Annotated in this window: 8 protein-coding genes; 1 reads left to right on the top strand and 7 read right to left on the bottom strand. The window is 53.6% G+C overall.

The window, feature by feature from the left end; translation table 11 throughout:
- Positions 1 to 507: 507 nt before the first annotated feature.
- Both AOC05_RS19170 and AOC05_RS00340 read right to left on the bottom strand, forming a co-directional pair.
- Positions 508 to 1398, bottom strand: a complete 891-nt coding sequence (locus AOC05_RS19170; protein WP_157374853.1) for a hypothetical protein — start codon at positions 1396 to 1398, stop codon at positions 508 to 510.
- Positions 1398 to 2510 carry a hypothetical protein gene (locus AOC05_RS00340; RefSeq protein WP_062004681.1) on the bottom strand — a complete coding sequence of 371 codons (1113 nt, stop codon included), beginning with the start codon at positions 2508 to 2510 and terminating at the stop codon, positions 1398 to 1400. The genes AOC05_RS19170 and AOC05_RS00340 overlap by 1 nt, the downstream gene beginning before the upstream one ends.
- Positions 2511 to 3106: 596 nt before the next feature.
- Here AOC05_RS00340 and AOC05_RS00345 point away from each other — a divergent pair.
- Positions 3107 to 5551, top strand: coding sequence for an AAA family ATPase (locus tag AOC05_RS00345; protein ID WP_082357637.1), 2445 nt, complete (start codon positions 3107 to 3109; stop codon positions 5549 to 5551).
- A 1032-nt stretch (positions 5552 to 6583) separates the two neighbouring features.
- Here AOC05_RS00345 and AOC05_RS00355 read toward each other — a convergent pair.
- The 5 genes from AOC05_RS00355 to AOC05_RS00375 all read right to left on the bottom strand — a co-directional run bounded on the left by AOC05_RS00355 (position 6584) and on the right by AOC05_RS00375 (position 13328).
- Positions 6584 to 6892 (bottom strand): putative quinol monooxygenase, encoded by a 309-nt coding sequence (locus tag AOC05_RS00355; RefSeq protein WP_062004688.1) that lies wholly within the window; start codon positions 6890 to 6892, stop codon positions 6584 to 6586.
- Between the two features lie 284 nt (positions 6893 to 7176).
- Positions 7177 to 8703, bottom strand: a complete 1527-nt coding sequence (locus AOC05_RS00360; protein WP_062004689.1) for an FAD-binding oxidoreductase — start codon at positions 8701 to 8703, stop codon at positions 7177 to 7179.
- On the bottom strand, positions 8700 to 10373 hold the full coding sequence (locus AOC05_RS00365; RefSeq protein WP_062004691.1) for a glycerol-3-phosphate dehydrogenase/oxidase: 1674 nt from the start codon (positions 10371 to 10373) through the stop codon (positions 8700 to 8702). Before AOC05_RS00365 ends, AOC05_RS00360 begins: the two co-directional genes overlap by 4 nt.
- 1 nt (position 10374) lies before the next feature.
- On the bottom strand, positions 10375 to 11883 hold the full coding sequence (locus tag AOC05_RS00370; protein WP_062004693.1) for an FGGY family carbohydrate kinase: 1509 nt from the start codon (positions 11881 to 11883) through the stop codon (positions 10375 to 10377).
- The gene (locus tag AOC05_RS00375) at positions 11880 to 13328 is read right to left on the bottom strand and encodes an MFS transporter (RefSeq protein WP_062004695.1); all 1449 of its coding nucleotides are present in this window, start codon (positions 13326 to 13328) and stop codon (positions 11880 to 11882) included. Before AOC05_RS00375 ends, AOC05_RS00370 begins: the two co-directional genes overlap by 4 nt.
- Positions 13329 to 13704 lie beyond the last annotated feature (376 nt).

Raw genomic sequence — 13704 nt, forward strand, 5'->3', positions numbered from 1 at the left:
AGCCCCTGCTGTGGAAGCTATTGGAGAAGCGCTGGCGTTCCAAATCGGTGACTGGGGCCAACGTGCTCCTTCTAACGCCCCGCCTTCCCCATCTGTTGGTCAAGAAACTGGGTTACCGATCGGGGCTGACCGGGATCTCATCCTTGAAGCACAATCCATCCGTGCGCACATACTTCTCACCAGGGACAAACAAGTTCTCAAACAGACCCGGTTGAGCGGGCCGAAACTGGTCATTATGACACCGGCGGCGGTAGCTGAACTTCTTGTAGGAAGTGGTGTCGAATTGTTCGCGGGTGGGACCTGCACGGCACACGATTGTCCATACAGCGGATGGCCGCTGCCGTTCCCTGACATAGGGAAATGGGAACCACTTCTTAGTCTCTTTTAGGGACTGCCTCAGCTTTGCTTGAGAGAGGGTCAACGAAACCCGGGGCAGTCGGCTGGTTGTGTATTTCTATAGTCCCCTAGTGACGTCGGTTTGGTCTTGCCAGAGTCGGCAGACGTCGCCTAGGTTGCGAGGATCGCTCCGTAGCTGGCGATTCGTAGATTTAAAAGTTCGTAAGTCTGGCTCGATACATCACAGTGTTTTGACAATTCCGCGATGCGTGTCCTATCGAAGATTACGCCAGCTTCCTGAAGTCTTCGGTGCCAGTTGGCGATTGGTACAACCACGCAAAAAGGAATAGCCAAAAGTCGGAGGACTCCGGAGGCGGGATCAATGTGGTTCATGATCGTTCTGTTGTTAGCTTCCATAGTCTTAGTGGTCCAGTCGCGCCCAGTCGCGCACTGCAGCCAAGCGTGGGGGCCACCTGAACGGCGGTCCCTAAACGATTGCCAGAAGACACCGTCTAGACCAAGATCTTTATCCGTTGGTAGGACCGGGAACTTCACTTCGTAGCCGATCAAATGCGATTTCTTCGCATAAATATTAATTCGATCTTGCAATCCAGCGGGTTCATCTCTAAGTGCAGGGAAACCTATTCGATATGAGTTTGATCCCGACCATCCAGCGATTAATTCAATACACAAGTATTCAAAATTGCGGCGATCTTCCGATGTTACTTCCTGTTTACTGCTGATAAACAATAAGTATAAATATATGATCCAATAAGATTTATGGCGACCTTCTCTGCGAGTCATTTTATTGCTATCAATATGAAATGGCCAACTTGCTAGTAGTTGTTGTTGTCTAGATTTTAGGGTTGACCATATATTAGATTCGAGCTTCACATCCCTATCTGAAAAATTTGTTTCATCAGTTTGCCATGGAATTAGATGTAAAAGATCGCCCCTTTTTAGGGTCTTGTTATTGAGAATTGCCCAGGATTCAAGCCAATCTGCAATAATTTCAGCCGTGAGTTCTTGGGTCCAACTCTCTTGGAGGTCTGGGAACTCCATTAGCTGTCGACCTGTGTGGAATCAAGATTGCTGCCAGTCTTGCTTGCTCCGATGAGGACGTTAATAACTCGGGCAAGCTTTGCAATTTCTTCATGCACTGTTTCATCTAGGTGGGCAGAAGTTATATCAGGAAGAAGTTCGGATAGCTGACTTCCTATTTTCGCAATTTTCGTAGCGAGCAGTTCATGCCCAGGAGTGGCAATTTTATATGCAGACTCGAGGTCATCGGTATTCCTTAGCCATTGGAGTGCACGTTCGCTGGCGACCACGGCGCCAAGCTTTTTCTTGATTTCTCGGGATTCACCTATGACAGGAGGTGTTTCATACCCATCCCCGTAGATCCAAACAAGCATTTCTTCCAAATTGGCCAAGTTATCGGGTTCGACAAGATTGGAAACACTAGCCGTCGGGAGGGCCAGTGATATTCCAAGGTGCTTCTTTATGCTGGTGTTTCCCAGCATCGTTTCAATTAGGGAAAAGTTCTCTGCAAGCGTCTGTATTTCTATCTGCGGCAGATCGGTTTCTACCTGTCGATATAGTACGTAACTTTGGTACATTCTCTTTGCCGCTGTCGCCGTCGGATCGCCAATGAGTTCCTGGACTTCATCAACCGTGCGCCCATCCTCCACGAGCTTGGCGACGAATCTTGCTTTCTGGAGAGGCTTCCAGGTCCTAGCGCCAGTAATGTGACGAAATCCAAGATAAGGCGCTACCGATTCACGGTTTCTGTACTTAACTGTAGGAACAACCTCGAGCCTAAGGCGCTGCTCTTCAGTTAATTCTGGCCAATTTGATGAATCTCCGCCTATTTCAAGCAATAATTCCGGGGACAATAGAAGTTTCAGGGTAGCAAGCCGCCTGTTCCCCTCAACTACGATCAATGTATCGTCTGAACCGTCGATCGTAACTAGGGGTTCTTCTTCAAAGTACCCGTTGCGCTGAAAAGACAGTGCAAGTTCCTCCAACGACTCTTGAAAGTACAGGATCTTTACGATCTTGGTCTGGTCGTATTCTGGTGAGGCAAGCCGTGGGTTCTCAGGGTCCAGCAGGAGGCCATGCACACTCACGTTGGATCGAATCGTTCTCGGACTCACTTCATCGGCCTTCGTCATGTCTCTATTCTGTCCTACTTTCCTTAGTACCAGGCCCTGTGCAGGCGCGGTGTTGGGAACCTTTGCCTGTCAGGTCTAGAAACTAGGGGTTCGGCACGAATCGATTCTTCAGTTTTGAGTGTTCGCGACAGTCTTGAACCGGTCAGTTGGCTGCACCACGGTAGTGCTGCACCACCTGACCCATACTGTTTGCAAGACCCGTTCGGCTGAGGCACATCACAATTAACTGTCTGGGTGCACGCCGGCTAACTGAGGTTCATCTATAGGCGGCAACTGAGCCTCGGATTGATAGGCCGTGAGGAGTTGGGCATTGATGAAGGAACTTGTTGATGATCGTCATTGGCGAGGGGCCATGACGAAGACGTTTCTTCAATGACTATGCCAACCTTGACGACGTGCAAATATGTGGCTCGTCGTGGAGTTTCAGTAACAGTTGACCAGCTCCTCAACGTTAGGCAGTTTGCCTGCAACCGATCCGAGCGAAGTCGAGATGTGTGGGTTTTCATAAGGGCTTTCTCGATTTGTATATTCGTAGAAAATCGGGCAGCATCAGCCAAAACCATTCAAGTTTGAGTGGTCGCTAAACGGGGGTAAAAGTGACTGAACTGCATGAGCTCACCTTGGATGAACTGGCTGAATCTTTACGAGCGCAGGCTGCCGACAGTCTGGCCGGGGATGCAGAAGCTTGGAATGAATTGGTCCGCTTGGTGGATGACGCAACCACAGATGACCGTGATGATGTTTTGACTGCAAACCGTAAGTGGCTGCTTCGAAAACTGTCCGTCGAGGGTTTTCGCGGAGCTAAACACAAGGTTGATCTCGACCTTGACAATCCTCGAGGCATAACCGTCCTTTTTGGTGAAAACGGCTCTGGCAAGTCAAGCCTGGCGGAAGCAGTGCGCGTCGCCATTGAAGGTAGAACCAGTGCAACGCATCTGGGGACGACTGGAAGCGGTCATGAACTCTGGGGAAGCCTCGATCAGCGAAGTCAAGGTGTTGAAAGAGCGACAATAGCTCTCGTCCTGACTGATGAAGCCACAACCGATCGGCTTACAATTCAGGCCACTATTGATGCGACGGGAGTGAAGCGAAATGGGTCCCTTGAGAATCGAGAGGGACGAGTCTATCTAGACGCAAGTTCGCCTGCCTGGAGGGTCTGGGCTGACGCAGTGAGGGCATCACCGCCAGTGTTGGCATACGCAGAGCTGGCGGACGAACTGCAGAAGAAAAAGGACCTGCAGGTCTGGTTGACTTCGTGTCTCGCGATGGACAACGCCACGAGAATTTTCGATGCCATCGTCAAATCTGAAGTTGACTCGGCCTTGTCTGCGGAGAAACGCATCACGACCGCAAGGATGCGTGCTGAAAGCGCTGTCTTAGAAGTCGATGTTCAGGCGAAACGGCAAGGTGTTGAAGGAATTCCTGAGCTTGAATGGGCAACGTGTGACTCGATAGAGAAACTCAACGTTTGGTTGCAGTCGAACGACATCATCGTGAGAGAAAAGCGTCTACATGTCCTCGATGGGGAAGTCTTGGCTGCCCTTCCTGATTGGGGTATTGAATTCACTGACAGTTGGAAGGCGTGGTCTCAAGCCGCCTCGACGGCGCTCCTGACGGCACATGTCACTGAAGCAATCGTGAGCATGCAGGACCGTGTTCTGAGTTCGCACCAGGGAGACAACGGCGGCGTGTGCCCAACTTGTGGATCACTCCATGGAGACTGGCGAGGCCACTTGCAAGCAGAGGCGAAGAGGCTTCGGCATGCTCAGCTGGCAGCACTTGGTCTAAAGGGACTTGTTCGTGAGCGTTCGGCCAAACTCCTTGGCCCTCTAAAGACATGTCTCCTCGTCTTGCCATCGGGCTATGACGCTTCTGTCACCGAGTTCGGGAATCTGATTGCCGAGGTAGAAAGATCCAACACAGGGGATGATCTTGATATTGATTTGCTGTTGGCGATTGGCAATTTGTCCAGGTGGGTCCAGGGTCCCGAGGCTAAATCCATTTTCAGTTCTGCGCTTGAAGCTTCAGGGCTGCAGCATCAATGGCGGTGCAATCGCTGGGACGCTGTCGCACCCTTTGTGGCGACGTTTCGATCGGAAATTGAGGCTGCCGCAAAGGCAGGAACGCTCAAGAAGGCCCGAACAAAATGGAATGGCCACCTAGCGAAAATTCGCAGTCAACGCAGCGCCAGCCTCCAGGCAGTGGTTAGCCCAGCGGTATCGACCCTTCTTGGTGACGTGGGAATCTCTGTGTCTACAATTGACATCACCAAGTCCGAAAGTAGGCTAGAACTCGTCGACTCGAAGGGGCGGGTCGTAGAGCTGGCTCACCTCAGCGCTGGCCAAAGAAACGCCCTGATCTTGAGTCCAGTGATTGCGACTGCAGAGTCTGGGTTTTTCGGATTCTATATTCTGGATGACCCGGTTCACGCGTTCGATGACTTTCGTGTAGATAAGCTGGCCGCCATGCTTGCCCAGCTTGGCCGAAGGAAAGCGCTGATTTTGACTACGCATGACGCTCGCTTCGTTTCATATCTTCGAGTCCATGCCCCCTTGGAATTCTCGGTGCTGGCTACGCACAGAGATGGAGACGGGCGGATGACACTGACAGCCACTAAGGATGCGCCTGCGGAGCTGATTCAGTTTGCTGAAGACCTCGCCGGCGACTTGGAAAAAGTCGCGGCAGTGCAAGGACGATCGGAAGTGATCGCTCTCCTGCGGATGGCACTCGATGAAGCCTTTGAACAACTTGCTCTTCGGCATTTCGCGCGACGGCCAGCTGCTGAGGCGAAACAGGATCGAGCTTATTTTGACCAAGCGATGATGACTGGAGACCGGAAGAAGGCCCTCAGAGATTTCATGGCTGATAGTGAAACTCAGCTTGCAACCTTCACATCTGCTTGGCAGGTTGTCTCTGTTTCGGCCAAGCGGTGGTCTCAAGCGGTCCACAGCACCCATCTGGTCCCAGATGCTGGTCAGCTACCAGTCGAGATTGCGATTGCAGGTCAGGCTGTCGATATCCTCCGGGGAATCAGGTGGTAGTGGTATGAGCACTTTCGACGCCAAAATAGAGGCGCTCCGTATCCGTCGAGACATCGAATCGATCGCGCTCACACTTTGGGCGAACGCATCTGGCTTGGATCGCTCCATGCTTGTCTCAAAGGTCGTCGATAGGCGCCTAGTGTTGCTTGTGGCTCAAGTCGAAGACCACCAGCGCCTAGCGGCCTTCAGAGCAGCCCGACAGGCAGGTCATGTCTATAGTGAGACATCGGACGTCTTGCACGGGCGTACTCGCGGAGCACGATTTGGGGCAGTTCAGATTGGCGAATGGGACAAAGATTTGCAGAGGCTGCGCTCGTTCATCAGTGAGACACCGGCGATACCCCAAAGTCTGATGAAGGACGCGGAGCGGTCTTACAATCAGGAGGACTCGTGAGTGATTGCAACGTGAGCTTTATTGACACATTTTCCCTCTCGTTCGGCTAACGGCTATCGATGTATGCACAGTGCTGAACGGGCCATGACGTCGGCGATCCCTGTTATTCATCGCCGACCGTCGTTGCTGCCACCAGCTGTGGTTAGCCGTTTCGTTGCGGCGCCTTAAGCAGCGGGAGGTGTTAGTTACAACCGACTCGCCATTAACTCTCCAGAATCAACGCAAACTGGAGAGTGTTTAGTACCTGCCATTGTTCTACGTTATCCCCGGAAACATGGGCCATTACGGGGTATTGGCAAGGGATGGCAACCCGATACTTGTAAAGCGGGGTTCATAAGCGTTGACAACAGCTGATAAGTGTTCGGTGCCGAACATGCCTCTGACCTGCAGCCATAGTTTTTAGCCTCAAGCGGATCGCATTATTTCACCCGGTTATCGCATGAAGCAATATCGGTTCGAATATCCGGGGCCGGGCCGGGTCGGTGGGATGGTGCTCTGACGTGTGCCGAAGTTGCGAGCTCGGCTCAGAATTGGTCGACTATCCACCATGGTGGGAAATCAACGTGGTAGAGGCGGGGAAGCTTTGCAATGGCTTCCCCGCCTCCTGTCGATCAACTTAAATAATCTGGCAGCGTGGGCTAGTCCAGCGAACCGTCGCCGTAGAAAGCAGTCACGGTTCGATCCTCAAGTGCAGGGATAATTCTTGCAACCCCGATTTGTTGGAAGTGATCGCTTTCGCGATGCGCGGCAAACCCTGCTTTTGATCCATACGACTCGATAATGACGAAGTGGTGGGGATTATCCAATGCGCGGCTCACAGTGTAGCTGAGGTTGTCCGGTTCATTTCTGCTGGCTTCTGCGAGCTGGGCCAGGTTGGCAGCTACCTCATCTGACTTCTCAGGAATGGCTTGATAGTGAGCAATGACCTGATAAAACTGCTTTGACACGGGACGTTGTCCTTTCGATCTGAGGTACGCGAACAAGGACCGACTGGTCTGGGAGGATGCCGGAAAGCGGTGATTTCAGCGTTCCGCGGCGTTTTGGTGGTCCACAACGAGCCAGAAGAGCCTATGCCGCCGGCTGGGATGGGAGATGTTGATGGTGGTGGGGCATATTTGAATGTACCCACCACCAGCAACAAAGGTGACAATTGTCTTTCACCGGGTCTCCTGCTGTTAAGCCACGTTCCTTGAGAACTTGCTAAACGAGCGAGGAGTTGTTCAGAGGATTGCTAGAGCGGCAAGCCCAGTTTTCCTGGGTTGAAGAGGTTCTCGGGGTCTACTGCTGTCTTAACATTCTCGAGTACTCCGAAAGCCTCGCCAAGAGTGGCCTTCATGAAGGGTCCTCGCAACAGCCCGACACCATGGTGGTGGCTCAGTGTGGCGTCGTACTTTAGAACGACGGCATTGGCAGCATTCCATACGTTCTTGTACCAGGTCTCACGTTCCTCAACGGGGACTTCTCCGCGCAGGGAGAAGTAAACGCAGGCTCCGTCAACATAAGCATGCGATTGGTGGGCAGAGCCAGCCAACGTTCCGGGAGTTTCGTTGACAGCTGCAACGAGCTCGTCGTAAATGGCGGGCAGGTCACGCCACCGGCCGGTCATCTCCAAAGTGTCTGAAACGAAACCAGGGCTGCGAACGAAACCTTCTGAGCTTTTCCCTGTGAGGTAACGGGTATCCAGCCAGCGTTCAAAGATGGTGTCGCCATCAAGTTTGGTGCCGAATTCGCGGCAAGCGGCTTCAGCAACTTCCAAGCCCGCATCCACCAAAACAGAATTTCCCTCGTCGGCAATAAGGAGGACGTTTGTATCCGGGTGGTCGAACTGAACTCCGCTTTCAAGGTTGTCGTACAAACGCAGGACCGCGGGGGTAGCACCGTTTTGCATGATCTGGCGGCAAGCTTCCAAGCCTGCGGCGAAGCTGTCGAAACCATAGGCTACTGCACGTCCATAGTCGGGGAGACGGTGGAGACGGAGTCGAGCCTTTGTGATAATGCCGAGAGTTCCCTCTGCCCCCACGAACAAATCAACAAGGGAAGGCCCGATTGCTGCGGCAGGGGTGTCTCCGACACTGATCAACCGGCCGTCAGGCAGCACTACATCTAGGCCATAGACCATATGCTCAATTTTCCCGTAACGGGTTGAGAGCTGCCCAGCACCCCGACATGCCACCCATCCTCCGACGGTACTGATGCCGTAAGACGACGGCCAATGCCCCATGGTCATGCCATGTTCGCGCTGAATGTAATCTTCGAAGACGTCGCCAAAGACACCGGCTTCGACCTCGATGATCTGGCTCTTCTCGTCAAAATCTCCAATGCGGTTCAGACCACATACATCCAAAACAATTCCGCCGCGCAGCGGCAGGGCCGACCCCGTGACATTTGAGCGGGCCGCGGATGCAGTAACAGGCAATTTGTGTTCAGCAGCAAGTAGAACAACTTCGCGGACTTGCTCTTCACTTGAGACTTTGACAATGGTGGCAAGGGGAGATGCAGGATTTCCTGCCGTTTCCTGGATCATGCTGTTGGCCCACCAGTCGCGCGTGCCGTTAATTACATCCTCTTCACTCGTGAGGACCTCGTCTGCAATGGAACGCAACTGTTCCAGAACTGCAGCAGGGACTGCTACAGGGTCACTTTGCAGAGACTGCGCACCAGCCTTGGGATGCTCTTGGGCGAAGAATGGTGGGGTCGGTGCTCCAACCACGTAGTCTCCACGGTTGTACCCCCGCTTGACGGCTTCCTTGCTGATCATTTTCCTGCTCCCATCAGTATTGACTTCTCTTGGCTAGCTGAATCTTGGTATTGCTGGACCTGTTCAGCAGTTTCTTCTGCTGAGAGGCCGAGTTCTTCTTGTAGAAGTTGAGCCACACGTGGCGCAGCTTCACTGGAGGCATCTCGCGCGTAGAGGCGAAGTCTGGTGCGGCGCGAAAGTATGTCATCTACGGTACGCGCCATTTCATGGCGGGCGGCGTAGACAATTTCGGCCTCAATATAGGGATGGCCCGCAACGATGGGCCGCGCCAATTCGGGGTTCTCGGCAAGAATGGCACTGACATGCATGGCTTCCATGCCGTAGCGACCGGAAAGGTGCGCTGCAAGCCCTCCAGTTGCTTCGCTGGAGGAGGCATCGTAGCCAGCACCACCTAGGACGTATGCCTTCTTGGTGCGGCACTTGCCCTTGCGGTCAAGTACTTTCATGGTGGCGTCAACCGTCTGTTCAGCCATATGCCTAGAGGTTGTGAGTTTTCCACCGACAACAGTGATCAAACCATCATCGTCGACACGAATTTCATGGTTTCGTTTGACTTCCATGGTCTTCCCGCCGGGGGGCGCGATCAGCGGCCGGCAACCTGCGATTGATCCTAGAACATCATCGGCGGTGATGTCCACGTTCAAGGCCACACGTGCACCTTCGAGGAGAAAGTCGAGTTCCTCGCGGGTGCAGTGCACATCGTCGAGCGATCCTGTGTAGTCTTCGTCGGTGGTTCCTAGTAGTGAGATATCGCCCCAGCGCGTGAGCGTAGCGCGACGGGTGCGCCCTGGGACAGGAATCGTGACTGTGCAGTCGTTACGGATTTTCGACCACGGCAGTGCCACGTGCACGCCTTTTGCCGGCCGGATATTTGGAGTTTCAACACCCTCACCTGCGCCAGTCCAATCCCGCAGCCAAGCACCTGTTGCAACAACAACGCTGGACGCGCTGACGGTGAGCTCCCGACCATCCACGGTTGCCTTGACACCGCTTACCTTGCCCTGCTCACGAATGACGTCGGTCACTTGAGCGTAATTGAGTATTTTTGCACCGTGGAAGGCGGCCGTGCGTGCGATGGCCAGGGTAAGCCGTGCATCATCGGCACGGGCATCGTAGTACAGGAGGCCCTTCTTGATCATTTCTGGTTTAAGGGTGGGGCACCGGGCAATGACTTCGTTCTTGCTCAGGCTCTTGTGCAGAATGCCTTCTCTCCAGCCACCGGCCAGATCGTAGGTCCACAGTAGGGCTTCAAATCCTTTAGCCAAGCGGGGGTCGATTGCGCCACCTTGGCTGAGGACAGGGAACATAAAAGGAAGCCGCTGGACCAAGTGCGGTGCATTTCGGCGCAGCCTTTGGCGCTCAAGCAGAGAGTGGCGCACCAAGGGAAGGTTGCCTTGCTCGATGTACCGAAGTCCGCCATGAATCATCTTCGATGATTTGGATGAGGTGCCCGAGGCAAAATCGCCTTTCTCGAGAAGAGCAACTCGCAGTCCTCTCAAGGCAGCATCCATTGCCGTATAGGCCCCTGTGATGCCGCCGCCGATCACCACAACATCGAAGTGTGTGGTCTCCATAGAAGCAATCGTCTCGGGCCGGCCTGCCTTTAGCGGCTCAGCTGAGACCATTTTGGCAACAGACGGGTTGGCCTGGCGTTCGGGTAATTTGAGCATCTTAGTTTTCCTTCACTTCAGCAATTTCACGGTCAATACGGCGCCGCCATGTGGCAGCGATGGATTCGCGCTGGTCGGAGCCCATTCTTGGTTCGAAGAGTTGGCCCTTATCCAGGGTAGATACCGCTTCCCCGAGGCCGTCCCACATCAGCCCGCCACTTCCTGCCAAAAATGCGGCTCCCCGCAGACTCGCTTCAGCGGTGCCTGATCTGCGTCGCATAGGTAGACCTGAGTAGTCGGCCTGGATTTGGATGAGTGTGTCAGAGGCGGATACTCCTCCTCCAACAACAACTTCGTTCGGTTCAATTCCGGCAACGTCGACGTTGCACTCCAAGGAAGATCGCACAAAGTGCGCCACGCCCTCAAGTAGTGCATACGCGACGTCAGCTTTGGTGGTTGCCGTGCTTATCCCTGTAATTCCTGCACGAACCCGGTGGTCAACTACAGGTACCCTGATGCCCGTCAGCGTCGGGATAAACAGCACTCCATGGGAGCTGTCGGTCCGAGAAGCAAAATCGCTGATCTGCATCGCGTTCTCGAACCATCCCAGCCGTTCGCAGAACCAGTCGAAAGCCGAGCCTGTTGTGGCCGTATGACTTTCCACGCTGTAACTTGAGACTCCGTCGGCTCTCCAACCAGTCAGGGTCAGCGTTCCTTCGTGCTTGCCTGGGTTCGAGGGAAATGAGGTGCCGGTGATGAGGTCACAAAAGCTTCCAGTGCCGTGAACCACCATCGCCTTGCCGTTCTCAACACAGCCAAGGCCAATCATGGCTGCGTGCTGATCGCCGATGGCGGCCAGAATAGGCACTTCAGTTCCAAAAATCTCTGCCCTGCCGGTCCCCAACCATTGTCTATCTTCGACAATTTCGGGAAGCAGATCAGCGGGGAAGCCTAGCGCTTCGATGTAACCGGTGTGGTAGCTGTTCTCCCTTAGCCTAAATGCGCCGGAAGATGTGGCATTCGTTGCGCTGGCAACGCATCGCCGCTCTTTGGTAAGATTCCACACGAGCCAGCCATCTATGGTTCCAAAACGAAGCCGTCCACTCTGGTGTAAGGCCGCGACTTCGGGGTTTTCCCGAATGTGCTGGGCCGCCCACAAGTATGGCGAGCGAACCCCGGTGCTGCGCCCACAGTGCTGAATAAGTTCTTGGTCCCAGCTGTCGGCGATCTGCTCAAGCTTTTCCACGTGGCGAGTATCCTGCCAGACCATCGCTGGAACAACCGCCATGCCTGTTTGAACATCCCAGAGGACCGCCGTTGCTCGTTGGTTGGTGATCGCCACGCCAACAATCTCGGTATTTGTCTCCTTGGCTTGTGCTGTTGTGGCACGGATGGCGTTGATCGTCTCTTCGATGATGGTGTTTGCATCCTGTTCCACAACACCCGACCGCGGGCTGTGGCTGCTTAGTCTGCGGTAGTTAACACAGCTGACCTTACCTTCCGGACTGACGAGCGCTGCTCGCGTTCCGGTAGTTCCTTCATCGATGGACAGAATGGCAGTAGATGTCACTTGATTGCTCCCGTCATTAGGTGGTCAGTATCATCCTTGAAGTTGGGTGCGTCTAGTTCTTCATCCACGGGCACAAGTGACTTGGTCGGTTCCCACTTAATGCTGAAGCAAATAATCGCCGCCACGGTAGGGACAATTGCCAGGATGAGGAATGTGGTCGGCAATCCATAGCTGGCCTTCATCAGTGGGAAAACGGTCAAACCAATGGCGGCTCCAATGCCGCCCAGGGCGCCGATGAAGCCGTTGGCTGTTGCTCGGATTTCACTGCGGAAAGAGAGAGTGGAGACGCTCTTACCATTGGCGCCCGGACCCGCGGAGTGGCAAAGAATGAATATAGAGGGCAGTGCGACTGCCAACCAGAGGGGCAATGTATCGAAGAATAGTCCAAGGCTGACCAGAATCGCGGCAACAATGGTGAACCCGATGGCGGAAGGGATACGCAAGCCCAGACGACGTGCGATCAGAGCTGAGGAGAACCCTCCGACTATTCCGAAGAGGTTGAAGAACAATGAACCAGCCGAAGCCTTGACGAAGTCGTCACCGAAGAGACTCAGACTGATGATAGGGAGATACCAGCCTACTGCGAAGTATTGAATGGCTTGGGCTAACTGAATCGTTGTGGCAAGTATGGTGCGTGGCAGATAAATTCCGCGGAAGATCAGGGCAACGTTGCGCACTCCTCGGTTGGCCAAATTCCGGACAATTTCACGCTCAGCAACTACAGCGGGTACGAAAGATTCATGGTAAATAACTGACATTGCGTGTGCCGCGTCGTCCAGTCGCCCCTTGCGGGCCAGCCAGGTGGGGCTCTCAACCATGTAACGCCACTGCAAAATGAACAGTGCAAGTGCAACAAGGCCAGCAGCGCCGACTGCGTATCGCCAAATGGAATCTCCAACATTCATGTTGTAGAGGCCAATGGCTAGGACCAAGTTCATGCTGACTGCTGTGTACCAGATTCCCTGCCAGCGATTAATACGGGAACTGAACTTCTTCGGGGTCATTTCCCCGAGCAGGGCAATGGCAATGGCAAAATCCATGCCATAGGCAGCGCCGACGAATAGCCGACCAAGTACGATGACGCCGAAAGTCGGGGCAAAGGCTGCGAGTAACGCTCCGATGATAGCGAGAGCCTTGGCCGTAATGATAGGTACCCTGCGTCCCCATCGATCAGCCATCCACCCGCCAATCGGATTGAAAACTATGGAGACCCATGAAGCAACTGAGGTGATGATGGCGATTTCGCCGGTGGAAAGCGACAAGTCCCGGGTCATCGGCCCCAACCCGGCACTCAGAGCCGAGTTTGAAAACGCGTCTAAAAATAGTCCGCCGAGGGCGAGCCACCAGATGATGCCAGCGCGTCCGCGGATCCCTGGGCGATCATTAATGTAAGAAACAATGTCAGATACGCCACGCAATTTTATTGAAGATAAAACAGTAGTCATCAGTCGACCTCTCTGTCGTGATTACTAGGCAGTAATGCCCTGGATGTTCAAGCGAATATTTCAGGTGATAAATCCGACAATAAACAAACGATTTTTCTTATTGTCCTTGAGGTAAGGGATCCCGCCGGACGTCAGTCTCGATCTATCCGGAGCATTTGATGCTTTAGAGGATTCAAGTTTTCCGGCCCGCCTGAAAATGTTTCAGAAAAGCGCCTGTCGCTGGTTTATGGCCAGGGCATCGACGTTGCTACTGACCCGGGGTCATGGTCAAATAGCATGTGTTGCTGTAGTAGGCAGTAAGGTGTTACTTTTGAAATTTCACCAAACTGGACATTCTTAAAATGAAAAGCTAATTTTTTCGTTTTATTTACTACTT

Source organism: Arthrobacter alpinus, assembly GCF_001294625.1.
In the GTDB taxonomy this organism is placed as follows: Bacteria; Actinomycetota; Actinomycetes; order Actinomycetales; family Micrococcaceae; genus Specibacter; species Specibacter alpinus_A.